Origin of the sequence: Streptomyces sp. V1I1, from assembly GCF_030817355.1 — a bacterium.
Classification (GTDB): domain Bacteria; phylum Actinomycetota; class Actinomycetes; order Streptomycetales; family Streptomycetaceae; genus Streptomyces.
The window spans coordinates 2,658,316-2,677,190 of the sequence record NZ_JAUSZH010000001.1 but is presented as its reverse complement, the minus strand read 5'-3'; the positions used below and the strand labels follow the sequence as shown (position 1 = coordinate 2,677,190).

General features: G+C 70.5%; 19 protein-coding genes and 1 pseudogene. 12 read left to right on the top strand and 8 right to left on the bottom strand.

Annotated elements, in window-relative coordinates:
* Positions 1–41 precede the first annotated feature (41 nt).
* From QFZ67_RS12500 to QFZ67_RS12470, 7 genes and pseudogenes are all read left to right on the top strand, one after another.
* Complete coding sequence (locus tag QFZ67_RS12500; protein WP_307661159.1) at positions 42–1,298, top strand: sugar ABC transporter substrate-binding protein; 1,257 nt, start codon at positions 42–44, stop codon at positions 1,296–1,298.
* The gene (locus QFZ67_RS12495; protein WP_307661158.1) at positions 1,295–2,245 is read left to right on the top strand and encodes a carbohydrate ABC transporter permease; all 951 of its coding nucleotides are present in this window, start codon (positions 1,295–1,297) and stop codon (positions 2,243–2,245) included. The genes QFZ67_RS12500 and QFZ67_RS12495 overlap by 4 nt, the downstream gene beginning before the upstream one ends.
* Positions 2,245–3,048, top strand: a complete 804-nt coding sequence (locus QFZ67_RS12490; protein ID WP_307661157.1) for a carbohydrate ABC transporter permease — start codon at positions 2,245–2,247, stop codon at positions 3,046–3,048. The genes QFZ67_RS12495 and QFZ67_RS12490 overlap by 1 nt, the downstream gene beginning before the upstream one ends.
* Positions 3,045–3,764, top strand: a complete 720-nt coding sequence (locus QFZ67_RS12485) for an amidohydrolase family protein (RefSeq protein ID WP_307661156.1) — start codon at positions 3,045–3,047, stop codon at positions 3,762–3,764. Before QFZ67_RS12490 ends, QFZ67_RS12485 begins: the two co-directional genes overlap by 4 nt.
* Before the next feature lie 101 nt (positions 3,765–3,865).
* Positions 3,866–4,156: pseudogene (locus QFZ67_RS39090) on the top strand (amidohydrolase family protein); the annotation flags it as partial.
* A 58-nt stretch (positions 4,157–4,214) separates the two neighbouring features.
* Entirely contained in the window at positions 4,215–4,532 is a 318-nt protein-coding gene (locus tag QFZ67_RS12475) for an amidohydrolase family protein (protein ID WP_373430218.1), read from the top strand.
* Positions 4,529–5,671 carry a DegT/DnrJ/EryC1/StrS aminotransferase family protein gene (locus QFZ67_RS12470; RefSeq protein ID WP_307661155.1) on the top strand — a complete coding sequence of 381 codons (1,143 nt, stop codon included), beginning with the start codon at positions 4,529–4,531 and terminating at the stop codon, positions 5,669–5,671. Before QFZ67_RS12475 ends, QFZ67_RS12470 begins: the two co-directional genes overlap by 4 nt.
* On the opposite strand, the gene QFZ67_RS12465 is transcribed toward QFZ67_RS12470, so the two are convergent.
* Positions 5,661–6,659, bottom strand: coding sequence for an LLM class flavin-dependent oxidoreductase (locus QFZ67_RS12465; RefSeq protein WP_307661154.1), 999 nt, complete (start codon positions 6,657–6,659; stop codon positions 5,661–5,663). The genes QFZ67_RS12470 and QFZ67_RS12465 overlap by 11 nt on opposite strands.
* Positions 6,660–6,740: 81 nt before the next feature.
* Here QFZ67_RS12465 and QFZ67_RS12460 point away from each other — a divergent pair, with 81 nt between their 5' ends.
* Positions 6,741–7,706: a dihydrodipicolinate synthase family protein gene (locus tag QFZ67_RS12460; protein ID WP_307661153.1), complete on the top strand. Its 966-nt coding sequence runs from the start codon at positions 6,741–6,743 to the stop codon at positions 7,704–7,706.
* A gap of 240 nt (positions 7,707–7,946) precedes the next feature.
* Here the strand turns inward: QFZ67_RS12460 and QFZ67_RS12455 are convergent, their stop codons facing one another.
* Genes QFZ67_RS12455 through QFZ67_RS12445 form a run of 3 tightly spaced genes read right to left on the bottom strand, consistent with a single transcriptional unit; the run spans position 7,947 to position 10,638 of the window.
* A complete protein-coding gene (locus QFZ67_RS12455) occupies positions 7,947–8,708 on the bottom strand; it encodes an amidohydrolase family protein (protein ID WP_307661152.1) in 762 nt (253 codons plus the stop codon).
* A complete protein-coding gene (locus tag QFZ67_RS12450) occupies positions 8,708–9,451 on the bottom strand; it encodes a hypothetical protein (RefSeq protein ID WP_307661151.1) in 744 nt (247 codons plus the stop codon). The genes QFZ67_RS12455 and QFZ67_RS12450 overlap by 1 nt, the downstream gene beginning before the upstream one ends.
* A 5-nt stretch (positions 9,452–9,456) precedes the next feature.
* Positions 9,457–10,638, bottom strand: a complete 1,182-nt coding sequence (locus QFZ67_RS12445) for a DegT/DnrJ/EryC1/StrS aminotransferase family protein (protein ID WP_307661150.1) — start codon at positions 10,636–10,638, stop codon at positions 9,457–9,459.
* A 124-nt stretch (positions 10,639–10,762) separates the two neighbouring features.
* Here QFZ67_RS12445 and QFZ67_RS12440 point away from each other — a divergent pair, with 124 nt between their 5' ends.
* Together QFZ67_RS12440 and QFZ67_RS12435 are read left to right on the top strand one after the other, a co-directional pair.
* Positions 10,763–12,001 carry a hypothetical protein gene (locus tag QFZ67_RS12440; protein ID WP_307661149.1) on the top strand — a complete coding sequence of 413 codons (1,239 nt, stop codon included), beginning with the start codon at positions 10,763–10,765 and terminating at the stop codon, positions 11,999–12,001.
* A gap of 42 nt (positions 12,002–12,043) precedes the next feature.
* Positions 12,044–13,120 carry a mandelate racemase/muconate lactonizing enzyme family protein gene (locus tag QFZ67_RS12435; RefSeq protein WP_307661148.1) on the top strand — a complete coding sequence of 359 codons (1,077 nt, stop codon included), beginning with the start codon at positions 12,044–12,046 and terminating at the stop codon, positions 13,118–13,120.
* Positions 13,121–13,386: 266 nt separating this feature from the next.
* Here the strand turns inward: QFZ67_RS12435 and QFZ67_RS12430 are convergent, their stop codons facing one another.
* Positions 13,387–14,115 carry a TetR/AcrR family transcriptional regulator gene (locus QFZ67_RS12430; protein WP_307661147.1) on the bottom strand — a complete coding sequence of 243 codons (729 nt, stop codon included), beginning with the start codon at positions 14,113–14,115 and terminating at the stop codon, positions 13,387–13,389.
* Positions 14,116–14,144: 29 nt separating this feature from the next.
* A complete protein-coding gene (locus tag QFZ67_RS12425) occupies positions 14,145–15,080 on the bottom strand; it encodes a diiron oxygenase (RefSeq protein ID WP_307661146.1) in 936 nt (311 codons plus the stop codon).
* A gap of 166 nt (positions 15,081–15,246) precedes the next feature.
* Between QFZ67_RS12425 and QFZ67_RS12420 the strand changes: the two genes are divergently transcribed.
* Both QFZ67_RS12420 and QFZ67_RS12415 read left to right on the top strand, forming a co-directional pair.
* Positions 15,247–16,359, top strand: a complete 1,113-nt coding sequence (locus QFZ67_RS12420) for a ferritin-like domain-containing protein (protein ID WP_307661145.1) — start codon at positions 15,247–15,249, stop codon at positions 16,357–16,359.
* 391 nt (positions 16,360–16,750) lie between these two features.
* Positions 16,751–17,362: a Uma2 family endonuclease gene (locus tag QFZ67_RS12415; protein WP_307661144.1), complete on the top strand. Its 612-nt coding sequence runs from the start codon at positions 16,751–16,753 to the stop codon at positions 17,360–17,362.
* Here the strand turns inward: QFZ67_RS12415 and QFZ67_RS12410 are convergent, their stop codons facing one another.
* Positions 17,363–17,821 (bottom strand): DUF3291 domain-containing protein, encoded by a 459-nt coding sequence (locus QFZ67_RS12410; RefSeq protein ID WP_307661143.1) that lies wholly within the window; start codon positions 17,819–17,821, stop codon positions 17,363–17,365. It lies immediately after the preceding gene.
* Entirely contained in the window at positions 17,818–18,870 is a 1,053-nt protein-coding gene (locus QFZ67_RS12405) for an amidase (RefSeq protein WP_307661142.1), read from the bottom strand. The genes QFZ67_RS12410 and QFZ67_RS12405 overlap by 4 nt, the downstream gene beginning before the upstream one ends.
* Between the last annotated feature and the right edge of the window lie 5 nt (positions 18,871–18,875).

Sequence of the window (18,875 nt, the reverse complement as noted above, 5' to 3'; positions counted from 1 at the left end):
CCGGGCTCTGGCTCCCCTTCTCAGGCCTTCCGGAGGCCCCCATGAAGACAGGCTTCAAGCGCGCCGCCGCACCACTCGCGTTGTTCACGCTCGCCGCCCTGATCGCCGGGTGCGGCGGCGACAGCAGCTCGGGGTCGAAGAAGGTCACCGTCTGGATGTACCCGGTGATCGCCGACCCCAAGGCCAACTCCGCCTACTGGACACAGATCGAGAAGGACTTCGCCAAGGCCGAGCCCGGCGTGCAGCTCACCGTGGAGCAGCAGCCGTGGGAGAACCGCGACGAGAAGCTCGCCACCGCGTTCAGCAGCGGCAAGGGCCCGGACGTCGTGCTGCTCGGCCCCGACCAGATCCCGCAGTATCTGAGTAATGGAGCCATCAGGCCGGTCGACGGGGCGCTCAAGGGCACCGAGGACAAGTTCCTGCCGGCCGCACTCGAAGCCATGAAGCAGGACGGCAAGGTATACGCGGCGCCGATCTACCACACCGTCACCACCACGCTCTACAACAAGAAGTTGCTGGACCAGGCGGGCATCAGCAAGCCCCCGGCCACCTGGGACGAGATCAAGGCGGCCGCCCCCAAACTGAAGCAGGCGGGCGCCGCGGCCCTCGACTACTCCGCGGGCAACGAAGCGACGCAGAACCTCAACTTCTATCCCCTGCTCTGGCAGGCGGGCGGAAAGGTCTTCGCCGACGACGGCAAGAAGGTCGCCTTCAACGGGCCGGAGGGCGTCGCGGCCCTCACCTTCGTCACCGAACTGTACAAATCCGGCGCGATCCCCAAGTCCGCCCTGACCAACGCCAACGTCGTCGCCGACCAGGCGCTGGGCAAGCAGCAGGCGGCGATGGGCTTCTCCAACACCCCCGCGGACGCCGCGACCGCGGCCCAGGCCTGGGGCGCTGAAAACGTCGTCGTCGGCCCGCCGCTCACCGGGGCCAAGCAGGTGACCTTCGGCATCCCCGGCGGGCTCGGCATCAACGCCAAGTCCAAGAACGTCTCCGGGTCGGAGAAGTTCCTCGCCTTCATGACGAAGCCGGAACAGCTCCAGAGCATGGGCAAGGCAAGCGGCTTCCTCTCGCCGCGTACGGACGTCACTGTCCCGAGCGACGCCCCGTACGCGAAGGAGTTCCAGGAGGCGCTCGCCAACGCCTACCCCGGTGAGCCCAACCCCACCGCACGTCAGCTGATGTCGCTGATCGCGCCCGAGATCCAGGCCGCGCTGACCGGTAAGAAGAGCCCCAAGGAAGCCCTCGACGCGGCGGCCGAGCAGGCCGACGACCTCCTGGCGCGGCAGCGTTGAGTCAGACGTCCCTGACCAAGATCTCCCCGGGCGAGGTCCCTCCCCCCAAGGACTCGCCCGGCAGGAGCTCCTTCAGCAGGGCCGTACGACGGCGCGAGGCCCGCGTCGGCCTCCTCTTCGTGGCCCCGATGCTGCTGCTGTTCATCGTCTTCCGCTTCGGACCGGCCATCGGCGCCGCGTTCCTCTCGCTCACCGACTACCGGCTGAACGGCGAATGGCAGTTCATCGGGGCCGAGAACTACACCCGTCTCCTCGACGACGACCTGTTCTGGTCCAGCCTCGGCGTCACCGCCCTGTACACCGCGTTCTTCGTGCCGCTGACCGTCCTGCTCTCCCTGGGCACGGCCCTGCTGCTGCACCGCACCGTCTGGGCGCGCGGGTTCTTCCGCGGGGTGTTCTTCCTGCCGTACGTCACCAGCATCGTGCTGGCCGCCGTCATCTGGAAGTGGATCTACGAGGTCCAGGACGGCCTGCTCAATGCCGCGCTCGGCGTCATCTCCCTCGGCCCCGTCGACTTCCTCGGCAACGAGCACCTCGTCCTGCCCTCCATCGCCGTCACCTCCGCGTGGAAGGGCTTCGGCTACTCGATGCTGATCCTGCTGGCCGGACTCCAGTCGATCCCGCAGCACGTCATCGAGGCGGCCACCATCGACGGGGCGAACGGCTGGCAGCGGTTCCGTTGGGTGACTCTTCCGCTGCTGCGGCCGGTGCTGTTCTTCGTCCTCGTCATCGAGGCCATCGGCTCCTTCCAGGTCTTCGACCAGATGTATGTGATGACGGCCGGCGGACCCGTGCGCTCCAGTTATTCGCTCGTCTACTTCCTCTACGACTCCGGCTTCAAGTTCTTCGACTTCGGCTACGCGAGCGCGATCGGCCTGGTGCTCTTCCTCGTCGTACTGATCTTCTCGCTCATCCAGCGACGGCTCATCGGAAGGGAGGCGGACTGATGGCGCGGCTGCGACTGCCCGTCCTGCTGGTCCTGGTGGCGCTCGTGACCGTCATCCCCTTCGTGGTGATGGTGCTCGTCGCCTTCGCGCCGCCCGGCGGGCAGACGCTGCCGGGCGCGTTCGACCTGACCCGGGCCACCTGGCAGAACTTCTCCGACGTCCTCAGCAGCGCGGACATCATGCGCTGGGCGGTCAACTCACTGATCTACTCGGTGGTCTCCGTCGCGCTCATCCTGCTGTTCTCCTCCATGGCCGGATACGCCTTCGCGAAGAAGCGGTTCCCGGGCCGCGAGGTGCTGTTCTGGTCGTTCCTGGCGACCCTGATGGTGCCCTTCCAGGCCACCCTCATCCCGTACTACATCCTCGTCTCGGAGCTTGGCGGCGTCGACACGTACTGGGGACTGATCGTGCCTACGCTCGCCAACTCCCAGGCGGTCTTCCTCATGCGGCAGTTCATCCAGCAGCTGCCCGACGAACTCTTCGAGGCCGCGAAGATCGACGGCGCCTCGGAGTGGCGCATCTACACCACGATCGTCATCCCGCTGATCCGGCCGGTCCTGGCGACCCTCGGCGTCTTCGTCTTCCTCTGGCACTGGAACGACTTCCTGTGGCCGCTCGTCATCGGCCAGTCCGCCGAGATGCGCACGCTCACGGTCGGCCTCGCCACCCTCGAAGGTGAGAACGTCGCGGTCAACCAGATCATGGCCGGGGCCACCATCACCGTGATCCCCTGTCTGCTCGTCTTCGGACTGCTGCAGCGGTATCTGACCGACTCGATCGCCACCACCGGCCTCAAGACATGACCGTCGTCGACATCAACCGGCTGCTCGGCCCGCTGCCGTACGACGAGGTGGTGAGCCGGGACCCGGCCGGGCTCGTCGGCGAACTCGACCGGCTGCGCATCGACAGCGCCTGCGTGGTCCACACGCATGCCGTGTACGGCGACCCGCGCGACGGCAACGAATCGCTCACGGCCGTCGAGGAGGCCGACGGCGTACGGCTGCGCCCGGTGCCGGTGCTGATTCCCGGACCGCTCGGCACACCACAAGGGCAGGGCGGCGCCCGGCTGGTGCGGCTGTGCCCCGGCGAACACCGCTGGTCCCTCACCTGCGGGCACGCACTCGCCCTCGCCGCCGCGCTGGCGAAGACGCGCACCACCGCCCTGCTCGGCTGGGAGACCGTGACCGCCGCCGAGATCCATCAACTGGCGAGCGCCCTGCCGACCCTGCGGATCATCCTCACCGGCACCGGTTACCGCAGCCTGCGAGAGCTCGCCGAGCTCATGGACTCGCACGTGGAGTTGTACGTGGACACCTCGACGCTCGCCGGACATCTCCAGGTCGAGTGGTTCGCCGGACGGTACGGAGCCCGCCGCGTCCTGTTCGGCACGGGCGCGCCCGTCACCGACGACGCCGGACCCCGCTACCAGCTTGACACCCTGGGCCTGCCGGACGCCGAAACGGCCCTGATCGCGGGCGGCAACGCCATGCGGCTGCTGGGCGAAGGCGAAGACCCGTGAGCGTCATCGACGACCGGACTGTCATCGACGCCCATGGCCATCTTGGGCGCTGGTCCGACTTCGCCATCCCGGACGGCTCCGCCCGCAGCCTCGTCGAGGTCATGGACCGGTGCGGCGTCGCCACCGCCTGTGTCTCGCATCTGCTCGCCGTCGGCCCCGACGCCCGCGCCGGAAACGCCCTGCTGCTCACCGAGCTCGCACAGCACCCCGGACGCCTCCTCGGTTACGCCGTCTTCAACCCGCACGATCCCGAGGCACCGGCCCGGCTGCGCGACCTGATGGACGTGCCCGGCGTCATCGGGGTCAAGCTCCACCCCGAAGTCCACGAACTCCCGCTCGACCACCGCGCCTACACCCAGGCTTTCGACATCGCCGCCGACCGCGGCCGCATCGTGCTCGCGCACAGCCAGCAGGCATCCGCCCTTCTCCGAGCCGGTGCGCTTTTCGGCCGTGGCCCCCCGCTACCCGGAACTGCCGCTTCTGATGGGCCACTCGGGCCTGTGGACCAGCGGCTTCGCACCCGCCGCGGAAGCCGCGGCCCGCTGCCCCAATCTGGTCCTGGAGACCTGCGGCTCCCGGATGACCGCCCGCCATCTTCTGCGGCTGGTCGCCGAGACCGGGGCCGAGCGCATCGCCTTCGGCTCCGACGCCGTCTTCCTCGATCTGCGGGTGGGACTCGGGCGCGTACTGCTCGCCGGCCTCGACGAGGCCAACCGGGCGCAGATTCTGCACGGCACCATGGACCGCCTGCTGAAGGGCCTGAGATGACGCCCGTACGCACCGAAGGGTGGCCGCAGTGGCCGCCGCCGGCCGGCGAGGAGCAGCGCGAGCGGCTGCTGCGGGTGCTGGAGAGCGGAGAGTGGGGAGCGACCGCGGGCAGCGAGACCGAGTCCTTCGCGGCGGCCTTTGCTGAGAGCGTCGGCGCTTCTTACGGCGTCTGCACGGTCAATGGCACAGTGGCGCTCTTCCTGGCGCTGCGCGCGCTCGGCGTGCGGCCGGGTGACGAAGTGATCGTGCCCGCCTATACGTTCGTGGCCAGCGCCACCGCGGTGGTGCTGACGGGGGCCCGGCCCGTTGTCGCCGACGTACTGTCCGAGACCCTGCACCTGGATCCGGCGGCGGCGCGGCGGCTCGTGGGACCACGGACCCGTGCCGTCATGCCGGTGCATCTGGCGGGCGCGCCTGCCGACACCGAGGCGCTGCGCTCCTGGGGCATCCCGGTGGTGGAGGACGCGGCCCAGGCGCACGGTGCGCGGCGGCACGGACGGGCGGCCGGGAGCCTCGGGGTCGCGGGCTGTTTCAGTTTCCAGTCCAGCAAGGCGATGACCGCCGGGGAAGGCGGCATCGTGGTGACGGACGACCGGCGCACGTACGAGCGGCTGTGGTCGCTGCACAACGTCGGCCGCCGCCGGGACGGGGGCTGGTACGAGCACCCGGAACTGGGCTGGAATCTGCGGATGACGGAGTTCCAGGCCGCTGTGCTGCATCCCCAACTGTCCATGCTCGAACAGCAGTTGGCGCACCGTGCGGCACGGGCGGCGACGCTGGAGGCGGCTCTGGAGGAGGTCGAGGGCCTGGATCTGATCGGGCCCCCTGCCGGCACCACCCGGCACACCTGGCATCTGGCCATGCTCCGTTATGCCCCGGCGGCCTTCGGCGGCCACCCAAAGGCGGCGCTCCTGGAGGCCATGACCGCTCAGGGCATCCCGCTGGACGCCGGCTACCGCTCCCTGTCGCGCGAGCGCTGCACCGGGGGTGGGCCGTGCCCGGTCGCCGAGGCGGCCGAGGACACGGTCGTCTGGGTGCGCCAGCCGATGCTGATGGCCGACGACGCAGCCATGGCGGACATCGCCCGCGCCGCGCTCCTGGTCCAGCAGGCTTTCCGGCAGCGCCCGTTCAGCCGTTGAGACGCGGCAGCACCTCGGACCCGAACGCCTCGATCGCGCTCAGGGCGTCCGTCTGCGGCATGCCCGGCGGCTGGATACGCAGCACCACGCCGTCGGCGCCCATCTCGCCGTACGCCCCCAGACGCTGGACGCATTGGTCCACCGAGCCGATCACGGAGCGCGCCTCGATGTCGTCCCACTGCTGCGCGTAGCGCGCGGCATCGGCGGAGGTGCGCTTCCAGTCGCCGTAGGCGTCGTACAGACCGCGCAGCGGGCCCTCCAGGGCGACCCGTGCCTGCTTCGATGTGGTGGCGGCGTAGCCCTCGCGGCAGACGATGACCTCCGCGCCCAGACTCGCCGCGCCGCGCGGGTAGGAGCGGTACTCCGCGATCTTTCCGGGGAGTTCGGAGTCGAGTTCGTTGAAGGAGGTCGTCCAGCCGTCGCACATCCGGGCCGTACGCTCCAGCGCCGCCGACACCCGCCCGCCGTTCCAGATCCGCGGGCGCGGGGACTGCACCGGACGCGGCGACAGGAAGGCCTCGTCCACCGAGGTCCAGCGGCCGTGGTGGGTGACCTCGTCCTCCGTCCACAGCCGGGTGACAAGCTCCAGGCACTCCTCGAAGCGCGACACGCGCTCGCGCGGCTGGGTGCCGTACAGAGTGAACTCCTCGGGCCGGTAGCCCAGTACGAATCCCGCCGTGAGCCGCCCTCCCGACAGTACGTCGATGTGCGCGAGCGTCTCGGCCAGCCACACCGGCTGGTAGACGGGCGCGATCAGCCCGGCCGTCGCGAGTCCGATCCGCTCGGTGTGCGCGGCGAGATACGCCAGTGAGGTGAGGGCCTCGTGGTATCCGGGCCGGTGCAGATGCCGTTCGCCGAGTACCACCCAGTCGAATCCGGCCTGTTCGGCCAGGAGCACCTGCTCCACCGCGTCGGCGAGCCGGGGCCGGTCGGCCTTGTCCGCGTAGAGATTGACGTACAGGCCGAGACGCATGGGGCGCTTGGGCATTCTCGCTGGCCTTTCCTTTACGGTCCGGGCCGTAAAGGCTAGCGTGTCGACAACGACCGCAACAGACGGGAGAGATCGCTCATGTCTGCGACGGAGAACCTGGTGCGCAGGCTGCGCGGTGCCGTACTGCCCGCGGTGGCCACACCCATGGATCCCCGGGGAGTCGTGGACCTGGACGCGCTGCGCGGATACGCGGAGCGGATCGCGGCCGCGCGGATCGGCGGCGTCGCGGTATGGGCCCACACGGGCCGCGGTCTTCATCTCTCCGAACCCGACCGGCAGCAGGTGCTGAGCATCTGGCGGGAGGCGGTCGAAGGGCCGATCGTGGCGGGCGTGGGGGTGCCACGATCGGTCCGCCCCAGGACCCTGAAGGAGGCCGTGTCCGCCACGGTCGCCATGGCCGTGCAGGCGGCGGAGGGCGGTGCGGACGCGGTCATGGTCTATCCGCTCGCGCAGCTCGACGGGGACGACGACGAGGCCGTACGGCTGCACGAGAGCGTGGCCGCGGAGAGCGGGCTGCCCGTGCTCGGCTTCTTCCTGCACGGCGAGGCGGGCGGCTATCCGTATCCGCCGGCGTTGATCCGCCGACTGATGGCCCTGCCGTCGGCCGCGGGGATCAAACTCGCGACCCTGGACCGGGCGATGGAGTGCCAGGACGCGATCCGCGCGACCGAGGAGAGCGGAAAGCTGGTGGTCACCGGCGAGGACCGGATGTTCGGCCCGTCCCTGATGTGGGGCGCGGACTCGGCACTGGTGGGCATCGCGGCGGCGCGGGTCGGCCTGACAAGCGCGGTGCTGGACGCCTGGCGCTCGGGCGACCACGCCGGTTTCGTACGCGCGTCGGGTCGCCTGGACCGGTTCGCGGAGGCGACGTTCCTGGCGCCCATCGAGGGCTATGTGCAGCGGATGCTGTGGGCGGCGGTGTGGGAGGGGCTGCTTCCGGAGTCGGCGGCGTGTGATCCGTACGGGCCGGGGTTGGGTGTGGGGGAGCGGCGGGTGGTGGTGGACTGCCTGGAGGAGCTGGCGAAGGAGCCGGACGAGGCCTGACCCGGGGGGCCACCTGAACCGTGGCTCCGCCCCGGGCCCCGCGCCTCAAACGCCGGCGGGGCTGAATTTCGCGTCCGGGACCGCGCCTCAAACGCCGGCGGGGCTTGAATTTCCCGCCGGTCGGCCTGAACTTTCAAGCCGACCGACGGAAATGAAGCCCGTCGGGGGTTCCCCGGGCGAAGTCTGGGGGAGATTGAGGACACGCCCGAAGGGCGTACGGGGTCCGGGGCGGAGCCCCGGTTACGGGAAGGGGCGGGTAGGGGAAAGAACCCCCTCCAAGCCGAACAGCCCCACCGCGTTCCGCCACAACACCCCCTCCAGCTCCTCAAACGTAAAGCCCGCATCCCGGACCACCCCCAGCGCCACCGACGGGTCGATCAGCGTCGAGTCCGTCCCGAACAGCAGCCGCTCCACCGGCACCCCCGCCGCCCGCGCGTAGTCGATTCGGCCGGCGTCCGTGACCGTACGGCAGTGTTCGAGGTAGAGCCGGTCGCACGCCGCCGCCGCGTGCGCGGCCTCGCGCCAGGCGTCGCCGCCCGCGTGGCCCATGATGATCCGCAGCCGCGGCCGGCTCTCCAGCAGTTCGGGCAGCAAGGCGACCTCCGGCCCCCAGGTGTGCAGAAGCAGCGGCACCCCCGCCTCGTCGACGACGTCCAAGGCCTCGGCCATCTCCCGGGTGCCGATGAGCCGCCCCGGATAGTGGGTGTGAATCTTCGCGCCGACGAACCGGCCGGTGTCCAGACAGCGCCGCAGATCCTCGGCGCTCTCCTCGATACGGTTCGGGTTCACCACCGCGTAGCCGAGCAGCCGCGGGTGCACGGCCAGCACCTCGCGCAGCGCGGCGTTGCCCGCCACGGCGTCGTACACCACCGCCTCGGCGGCCGACACCAGCTGCAGACCGATGCCGTACTTGTCCATCAGGCGGATGTTGAACGCCGCGTCGCCCGTGTCCATGTGGAACGGCCACGGGCCCACATGCGCATGCACATCGATGATCGGCATCAGCCCAGCAGCTCCTCGACGTTCCCGCCCGCGATCGCCGCGCGCTCGGCCTCCCCGATGCCCGCGTAGCGCAGCCGCAGCGTCTGCGGGGAGATGTCCATGAAGGGGGTGCGCGAGCCGAAGACCAGATGGCGCGCGCCGGCCGTGTCGACGACCCGCTCGATCGCGTCGGGGGCGGAGAGCAGCCGGGTGGTGGCCCGGAAACCCGGTTCGCTCCGGGCGAGGAGCAGGAAGTCGGCCAGCACATACGAGTGCACGTCGAGGAAGACGACGTCCGCGCCGCGCCCTGCGAGCACCGGCCCGTAGTGGCGCGGGTCGCCGTCGTGCAGAAGGACCAGACCGCGTGCGACGGCCTGCCCGATCACATGCCGGTAGCCGGGGAAGTCCGGTTCCACGTCCTGCTGCTCGGTGAACAGCCGCAGGAAGCGCACACCCTCCGCGTCCAGGGCGTCAAGACGATCGTCGGCGGCGAGCGCGTCCCGCAGATCCACGGTGCCGACCGGCAGCAGCTCGGGGCAGTCGGCTAGGTCCTTGACCGTACGGATGTTGCCCGCCGCGTCGTCGAAGAGCGCTCCCCGCGTCGACATGGCCAGCGCTCTGGAGACGGGGGAGCGGGCAAGGCGGGACCTGACCTCGGCGAGGCCGATGTCGGCGTGGTGCCTGGGCCACGGGCCGTACAGCACGTCGACGTCCCAGCCGATGAGCTCCTCGGGCGCGGTCCGCAGCCAGTCGTAGTCGGTCACCGCGGTCACCGTGCGTGGGCCCGGTCGTGGACGGTGTGGATCGCGCGGGCGATGTGCTCCACGTCCGCCTCGGTGTATCCCTCGTTCCAGGGGAGGGCGAGCAGGGTCCGGCCGATCAGCTGCTCCGCCTGCGGACACAGCCCCGGCGGGTACCCCGGCAGGGCGGGATTGGCGTACAGCGGACGTTCGAGATAGCCCGGCATGGTGGGGACACCCTCGGCCTGAAGGTCCTTCGCCCAGCGGGTGTTGTCGTCGACGAGCAGCGGGAAGAGCCACCAAGCGTGGCCCGGCAACGGCTCGGGCACGGTGACCCGGTCGAGCCCGGCGAGCGCGGCGACGAGCTGCCCGGCCCGCTCCCGCCGCACCCGTACGACGTCCGCCACCTTGGCCAGCTGCGCGCGGGCCACCGCCGCGGTGAGCTCGGTCATCCGGTAGTTGAGGCCCATCTCGCGGTGGATCCGGCCCTCCGTGCGGTCCCATCCCTTGTCCATGAACAGCCGCATATGGCGAGCGAGCCCGGGGTCGTCGGTGAGCGCGAGGCCGCCGTCGCCCGCGGTGATGTGCTTGTACTGCTGAAGGCTGAAGCAGGCGATGTCCCCGACCGTGCCGAGCAGCCGGCCGGTGCTGTCCTCACCGAGCCAGGCCTGCGCGCAGTCCTCGATGAATACGAGTCCGTGCCGGTCGCAGATGGCGCGCAGCGCGTCGACGTCGGCGGCGGCGCCGAAGAGGTGCACGGCGATGACGGCCTTGGTACGCGGGGTGAGCGCCGCCTCGACGGCGCCGGGGTCGATGTTCCCGTCCTCGGGGCGTACGTCGGCGAACACCACCCGGCCGCCCTGCGCGACGACCGGCGCCACCGTGCCGAAGTCCGAGAGCGGCGTGGTGATCACCTCGTCGCCCGGGCCGACCCCGGCCGCCGCGACCGCCAGATGCAGCGAGGCCGTACCCGAACTGCAGGCGACCGTTTCCCCGCGGGACGGGCGGGACGGGCGGGACGGGCCGGACCCGCGGGACCCGCCGGAGTACAACCGCGTCATCTCGGCTTCAAGGGAACGTGCTTCACTGCCGAAGGCGCTGCACAGCACCGCGGAGTCCAGGACGCGCAGCACCGCGGCCCGTTCCTCCTCACCGAAGGTGCGGCCGCGCGGGCCGAGAACTGTGGGCAGCGGCATTTCCCGTTCGGGCATCGGGGCACTATCCTCTCCGCAAGAATGCGGTTATGGCCTGGGCCGAAATTAAAGCCGCGGTTGTCGGGCGTCAACCCCGTCCAGAAGTACCCCAGAACCACTCCAGAAGAACGGAGACCGGCCGATGGCTCTCACGGTCGGCGTCATCGGTCCCGAGGACCTCGTGCACAAGGTGGTCGCGGTCGGCGGCTCGGCCGGGGCGGACCGGCTGGTGCCCCTCCCGTACCGGCACGAGGACGAGACCCTCGACGTGGTCGGCAGGGCGCAGGCCGAGGTGGACGCGCTGCTCTTCACTGGCGTAGTACCGCACACGCTCGCCACCGCCGCCGGAATCGTCGACCGGCCCGCGATGTATGTGCCGTACAGCGGCGCGACTCTGCTGCGTGCCCTGGTCGAACTGCTCCGCCTCGGCCACGACGTCTCCCGTATCTCCATCGACACGCTGCGCCGCAGCGAGGTGATGGAGACGCTCACCGAGGCCAAGCTGCCCACCGACCATGTGCATGTACTGCCCTACCGGCCCGGGCTGACCTCGCAGGACCTGGCGGAGTTCCATCTCGCCGCGCGGGACAGGAAGCAGACGCGGGTTGCCCTCACCTGTCTCGGCTCGGCGTTCCATCTCCTCGACCACGAGATGCACGCCGTACGTCTCGCGCCGTCCCGGCACTCCATACGCTCCACGCTCCAGGCCCTTGTGCTCGCCACCGCGGGACAGCACAGCGGCGACGCCCAGGTCGCCCTCGGCATCATCGATCTTCCGGCGGCCGACAGTGAACTGGCCGCGGATCTTCGAGTGCTGGGCGGCAGCCTCGCCGATCTGGCGGACGGGCAGCGTCTGGTCGTCACCACCCGGGGCGTCCTGGAGGAGGTGAGCGGGCAGTTCACCCGCCTCCCGTTCCTCGACGACCTCGCGGCCCGGCACGGCGCCGCTCATGTGGGCTTCGGCCTCGGCCGCACTGCCGCGGAGGCCGAATCGCTGGCCAGACGCGCGGTCAACAGGGCCCGATCGGTGGGCCCGGTGGCCGGAGTCGTCTCGATGACCGACGACGTCGACATCGTGATCGACGCGGAACGCTCCGCGTCCACGCTGTCCGCGGCGGCGGCCGGGCCGGAGAGCACGGTCACGCTCGCCCGCCGCGTCGGACTGAACCCCAAGACGCTGGACCGGCTGCGTGAACTGGCCGCTCAGGAGCAGGACGAGGGCATCACCGCGCACCGCGTGGCGGAGCACCTCGCCGTCCAGCAGCGCACGGCCCGCCGCATCCTCAAGCGACTGGAACGGGCTGGGGTGGCCGTACCGACGGGCAGTCGGCAGCTGGGCCAGACCGGCCGCCCGCCGATCGTCTACCGCGTACGCCTCTAAGCCCGCCCTTACGGTCCGGGCCGTAACTCGAAGGAGCCGTGCTTGAAGATCGTCTCGGTCCACACCCGCGTTGTCAGGGCCCCTTACCGGCGGCCCTTCGTCATCAGCAGTGGAAGCAGCCCCGAACTCGTCAGCCTGGTCGTCGAAGTACGCACGGCAGACGGCGATACCGGCTTCGGCGAGGCCTCCCCGATGACCGCGTACACCGGCGAGACCCTCGCCGGCCTCGAGGCGGCGCTCACCGAACACGCCGCCCCCGCGCTGATCGGCCGCGACGCCCGCGACCTGGCGGGAGCGCACGCGGCCATGGACGCTGCCATCCGTGGCCAGCAGCTGGCCAAGGCGGCGCTGGACATCGCGCTGCACGACGTGGCGGCGCGGGCGGCGGGCTGGCCCGTGCATCTGCTGCTCGGCGGCTGTGTCCGCCCGCGCATCCCCACCACCTGGGTGGTCGGTCTCGGGACGGTCGAGGAGATGGTTGAGGAGGCGGCCGCGTACGCCGCACGCGGCTTCACCCACATCAAGGTGAAGGGCGGTGAGGACCCGGAACTGGATGTGCGGCTGGTCCATTCCGTGCGCGGTGCCGTGCCGGACTTCGTGGAGCTCAGCCTCGACGCGAACGAGGGCTACGACCCCGGCATCGCGGGCCGGACCGTCGCCCGGCTCGCCGACGCCGGGCTCGACCTTATTGAACAGCCGCTGCCCCGCTGGGACTTGACCGGCATGGCCGAGCTGCGCAGCCGCGGCGGCGCGCGCGTCATGGCCGACGAGAGCGTGCACTCGCTGCACGACGCCCTGGAGATCGTCCGCCGAGGGGCGGCCGATGTCCTCAACATCAAGATCCTCAAGGTAGGCGGGCTGTACAGGGCCCGGCAGATCGCAGCGCTCGCCGAGTCCGCGGGCCTCGCCGTGAAGATCGGCACCATGCCGGAGCTGGGCGTCGCCACCCTGGCCGCGGCCCATCTGACGGCCGCCCTGCCGCACGCCACGGTCCCGGCGGACCTGGTGGGCCCGCTGCTGGTGTATACGGAACCACTGGCGCCGACGGCGTTCGCGGCGACGGCGGAGACGGGGTGGGTGGACGTACCGGTGGGTCCGGGCCTGGGCCACGACCTGTAACCCGCGCGGCTGCGGCCCCCTCTGGGGCTCCGCCCCAGACCCCGCGCCTCAAACGCCGGCGAGGCTGGATTTGCCCGGGCGGGCCTCAAGTTTCGGCCGGACGGGTGGAAATTCAAGCCCGTTGGGGGTCCCCCCGGACGAAGTCTGGGGGAGATTGAGGACAACGCCCGAAGGGCGTGCGGGGGTCTGGGGGCCTGCCCCCAGTTCGGGAAGGGGCGGGGTGGGGAACAGGCCCGCCGCAGGCGCACCCCCCAGCCCGACGCCCGCTACCGCAGGCCCGCCGCGTCCCCCGCCACCGGCGCCACCCGCCGCGCCAGCACTCCCACCGGACCCGCCGCCCGCTCCAGCGTCAGCAGGCCCCTGACCGCCTCCGCCGTCTCCTCGTCGCTCGCGGCCGTCGCCGCGAGCAGCGCGATCAGATGGTCGACCAGCCAGTCCCGCAGCTCGTCCGCCGACGGCTGCTTCCCCTCGTCCAGCCAGATCAGCGAGGCCGCCTCGACCGCCGCGATCCAGGTGCGCACCATCATCCGCAGCCGCGGCCCCGGCCGGGCCACGCCGATGTGGACGAGGATCTGCTCGGCCGCGGCTCGCCGCACCTCGTCGACGATCGCCGTCGTACGGGAGGTCTCGGCGACGCTGCCCCCGCGCAGCAGCGCGCTGAACCCGGCGTCGTGTTCGTCGACGAAGACGAGGTAGCGGTCGAGGACCCGGGAGACCCGCTCGGTGGGCGGTCCCGCGGGCGGCTCGGTGAAGCACAGTTCCAGCTGGTCGGCGGCGGAGCGGAGAGCCGTCTCGTACAACTGCTGCTTGCCCCCGGGGAAGTAGCGGTAGACGAGGGGCCGGGAGACCCCGGCCGCCTCGGCCACGTCGTCGAGGGACACCTCGTCCGGCGGCCGGTGCGCGAAGAGCGTGAGCGCGGCGGCGAGGAGCTGCCTGCGGCGCTCCTCGACGCTGAGCCGTCGGTAGGCACGGGTCGCTGGAGCGGGACTGGTCATGCTCGCAGCGTAACCGCCCCGTTCCTGGATTACGCGAGGAGGCCGGAGCTCTTCCAGAGCCTGCGGCCCGGGCCCCGCAGGACGCCGATGTCGTCGAGGAAGTCCGTCAGCCGCTTCGCGCCCGACTGCATCACCTCGCGGCGGTGGCCGCTCGCCTTCACCTGGGCGACCGCCTCGCGCCGGTCGAGGCCCACGTCCGTGTACACCTGCGGATTCACGAAGCAGACCGAGAAGACCCGCGCCGCCTCCCCGCAGCTGAGGCGCGTGAACTCCTGCTCCCAGCGCGGCGCTGTCACCATCTGCCGGCGCAACTCCTCGCGGGCGTACCGCACATGGCGCGCCTCCTCCACCACATGGATGCGGGTCACGCCGCGCACCAGGGTCTGGACGCGCTCGTCCGGGAAGGTGAGGCGCTGCATCCAGTCGAGGATCTCCTCGCCGAGCAGCGTCGCCGCGAACGAACCGGGTGTGGTCGAGACGGTCTTCAGGACGCGCGCCAGATTGTGGTAGAGCCGCGGTACGGGATACGCCGGCGCCCCGCCCTTCTGGATCAGCCGGGCGAACATCATCGAGTGCCGGCACTCGTCCGCGATCTCGGTGAGCGCGTACCGGACATGGCTGCTGGTCACCGACTTGTCGTAGATGTGCCTGACCAGCAGCTGCATCAGGATGATCTCGAACCAGATGCCCAGCGAGGCGAGCGACGCGGCCTCGCGCCTGGCCAGGTCCAGCCGCTGGTCCTCGGACATCTTGCGCCACAGCGGGGTGTCGTAGAGGGAGAGCAGCTCCGGCGGCCAGAACCACTTGCCCTCCTCGACCGGGGAGTCCCAGTCGAGCTCCTTGTCGGGGTCGAAGGAGTGCTTGGCGGAGGACTCGAGGAGACGCTGGGCGACCTGCTCCCGGTCCCGGAGCGGGCCGAGTGCGTCGCGGAGCTGCTGCACGTCGCTTTCGGTCACTGTTGTCATGGCTGAGGGCACCTCGCGGGTGGGGTGAGCAATGTCAACCCTTATGAGACTGCCTGTCAGTAAGGTCGTCAATCCCTTGCGTACGACTTGTTGACTGGGCGTCTACCAACGTGTGAGCCTGCCAACTGTCCGTAGTGGTACGGGATATGAGGCGAAGGAGCCGTCAGTGTCGACTCACGACCGCTACACGCATGCCCCGGAGAGCTTCCACTGGCAGGTCCCGGCCTCCGGCGCGGCCCGCTTCAGCTGGGAGTACGAAGACGGCCGCGACCGACTGCTCGCCCTGTACCAGAAGGGCAAGGACAAGCAGTGGGACGGCGTCAAACGCATCGACTGGGACCTCGAGGTCGATCCGTACGACCCGCTGGGCACCCCCGACGAGGCGCTCACTCTCTACGGCTCGCGCCACTGGCCGAAGCTGACCGAGAAGGACAAGGGGGAGCTGCGCAGGCACTACACCTCCTGGCAGTTCAGCCAGTTCCTGCACGGCGAGCAGGGCGCGATGGTGTGCGCGGCGCGGATCGTGGAGTCGGTGCCCGATCTGGACGCGAAGTTCTACTCCGCCACCCAGACGATGGACGAGGCCCGGCACGCGGAGATCTACAGCCGCTTCCTGCACGACAAGATCGGGATGCTCTACCCGATCAACGACAACCTCCAGGGGCTGCTCGGCGACACCCTGCGCGACTCCCGCTGGGACATGCCGTACCTGGGCATGCAGGTCCTCATCGAAGGGCTCGCGCTCGCCGCGTTCGGCCTGCTCCGGGACACGACGGACAAGCCGCTGCCGAAGCAGATTCTGGCTTACATCATGCAGGACGAGGCCCGCCATGTCGCCTTCGGGCGGATGGCGCTGCGCGACTACTACAAGGAGCTCAGCGACGCGGAGCTGCGCGAGCGCGAGGATTTCGTCATCGAGGGCTGCTACTTGATGCGCGACCGGCTCAGCGGGGTCGAGGTGCTGGAGAACTTCGGCATCCCCAAGGCCGAGGCGGCGGAGCTCTCCGAGCAGTCCGAGTTCCTGCAGCTGTTCCGGAAGCTGCTGTTCAGCCGGATCGTGCCGTGCGTCAAGGACATCGGGCTGTGGGGCGAGCGCCTGCAGAAGGCGTATCTGGACATGGGCGTCTTCGAGATGGGCGACGCCAACCTCGACCTCCTCATGTCCCAGGACGAGGAGATCGCCGAGCAGCTCGACCGCGAACGCTTCGCGACGGAGGAGCAGGCGCGGGTCGCGGAGGTGGAGGAAGCGATCGCGGAGGGCGCGCAGGCGGCGGGCTGAGCTCTGCCCTCCGACTGAGCCTGCGGCCGAGCATCCGGCGGGGCGGTGAACCGGCGCACGGGACCGGCCACCGCCGTCGGCTCCCCCAGCAGCATGGCGTGCGTCGCGTCGGTGTCCTTCGCCCCTCGCGGAAGTACGGAATGGGCCCCTCTGCCGGGCACTGACCGCGCCCGTACCCCCACGCACCGTGTCACGTCAGGCCTGAGCAGGGTACGCCGGACCGGACGCGCTCAATGGCATGGAAGCCGAGACCCCCACCCGGTCGCTGACCCGGATCGGAGCCGGACGGCAGTCAACACAGGAGTCTGTCGCTCACACTTCCGAGCGGGATGCGGCCTTCTGGCTGGGTACGCTGGCTGTGCCAGGCAGACTCCGCCGCATGGGAGCAATCATGAGCGCCGCACGCGAGTACGGGCTGGACGAGCAGTACGAGTGGGCCCGCCCGCCGGCCGGCGGCTGGACGGCGGACGACCTCGACAGGCTTCCGAATCTTCCTCCGCACACGGAGCTGATCGACGGGAGCCTCGTCTTCATGAGTCCGCAGACCCACTTCCATATGGTCACCCTGCGCCTATTGGAGAACGCCTTGCTGGACTTCGCGCCTGAGGATCTCGACGTCATCCGCGAGATGACCACCAAGCTGGCCAGACGGGATCGGCCGGAGCCCGACCTGATGGTGGTGCCCCGGGGCGCGACCACCGGCCCGCGGCAGACCTGGTACGACCCCGACGACATCCTTCTGGCCGTCGAGATCGTCTCCGCAGACTCCGTGGAACGTGACCGCGAGGTCAAGCCCCGCAAGTACGCCAGGGCAGGCATCCGGCACTTCTGGCGTGTGGAGGAGGACGACGGGCTCCCTGTCGTGTACGTCTACGAGCTCGACCCCGCCACCCGCACGTACGCGGACACCGGTATCCACCACAAGCAGCTCAAGCTGGACCTCCCGTTCCCCCTCGACATCGACCTCACCGCCGTCAACCGCCGCGGGCAGCAGCCGGGCTGATCACTCCGCCGTCGGCGGCGGGAAACTCGTCCGCAGCGTGAACGCCCGTGGCGTCGGGCCGTGTTCGCGTACATGGAGCAGGCGATCCTCCGCCTCCTGGACCGTCGGGCGGTGGCCCCGCTCCACCCACCACTGCGTGCTCATGACCTCCTGGACGCGTTCGAACCACTCGTAGCGCCGCCCCAGCAGCTCCCTGTGCTGTCCCTGGTACATGAACGCGGTCAGGGCGTTCGTGTCCCTCCACACCGACATGTTCAGGATCAGCCACTCGTCCCCGAAAACCGGCACATCCGTGGCATTTCCGGTCTCGCTCTGGAGCCGCCAGACGAAGCCGTCTGCCGCGTCCGCGACAGCGTTCACCGGGTCCAAGCCGTTGACGAAGTCCTTTAACTCCGGGGAATCCAGCGGGAATTTGAGTCGGGCTATGTTCACCTGGGCGAGCTCGTAGGTCATGGTCATGGGCGCACCATAATCGTGTACCGCTCCGCCGCCACCCCCATTTCGAGGAGCGAGACGTCCGCGCCGCGCGCCGCGACCAGTTGCAGGCCGGCCGGGCAGCCGTCGCTCGTGAAGCCGGCCGGGATGCTTGCCGCCGGGTGGCCGCTGAGGTTGAACGCCCAGGTCAGGGCGGTGGAGTAGAGCTCGCCCGGTCCTTCGTGGCCGTGCGGGCGGTTCGGGGTGGCCGGGGTGAGGAGCAGCTCTGCTTCCGTGAACAGTGCGTCGAGACGGCGGTCGTTCTCCGTGCGCACCGCCGACCCCGCCGAAGGCTGTCCACGCCGTACAGCCTGCCACGCGTCCCTCGGGTCGAGAAGCGCGAACGGCCGCTCGTCGAGGCGTACGACTCCGGCCGAGGCCAGCCGCTCCACCGCAGCCCGCGCGACCGACGCCACCTCCGGGTCCGTCCGCGCGAAACCCAGGTCGGGCGACCAGCGCGCCCGTACCGGGAACGGCGGCCGCACCTCCGCGTACCCGTCAAGGACGCAGCGCAGATACGCCCGCGCGTCCGCCGCCGTGCGCGTCAGCACCCCCGCCGTCGCCAGGCCGGTCCGGTCGGGCGAGGGCAGCAGGCCGTTCGTCGTCTTCAGGCCGAACACCCCGCACCAGGCCGCCGGGATGCGTACCGACCCCGCCCCGTCGCTGCCGGTGGCCAGGCCCACCATCCTCGCCGCGACCGCCACCGCCGAACCGGCCGACGAGCCGCCCGGCGTACGGTCCGGGCGCCAGGGGTTGACCGTGCGGCCGTGCGCGCCGAGACCCCAGGTCTGCCAGTACGTGCCGGGGCCCGGCACCGCCGTCGAGCCGACCGGCACCGCGCCCGCCGCGATCAGCCGCCGGGCCGCGTACGAACGGATACCCAAGGGCCCCTTCACGGCGAACGGCATCCCGGCAAGGGGGAGTTCGGGCGAAACCTCGCATGCCGATGAGGCCGCATCGCCCCACACCTCGATGAAGGCGCACAGCTCAGGGTCCAGCCGCGCGATCCGCTCCAGAGCCTCTTCCGCCGTCATACGGT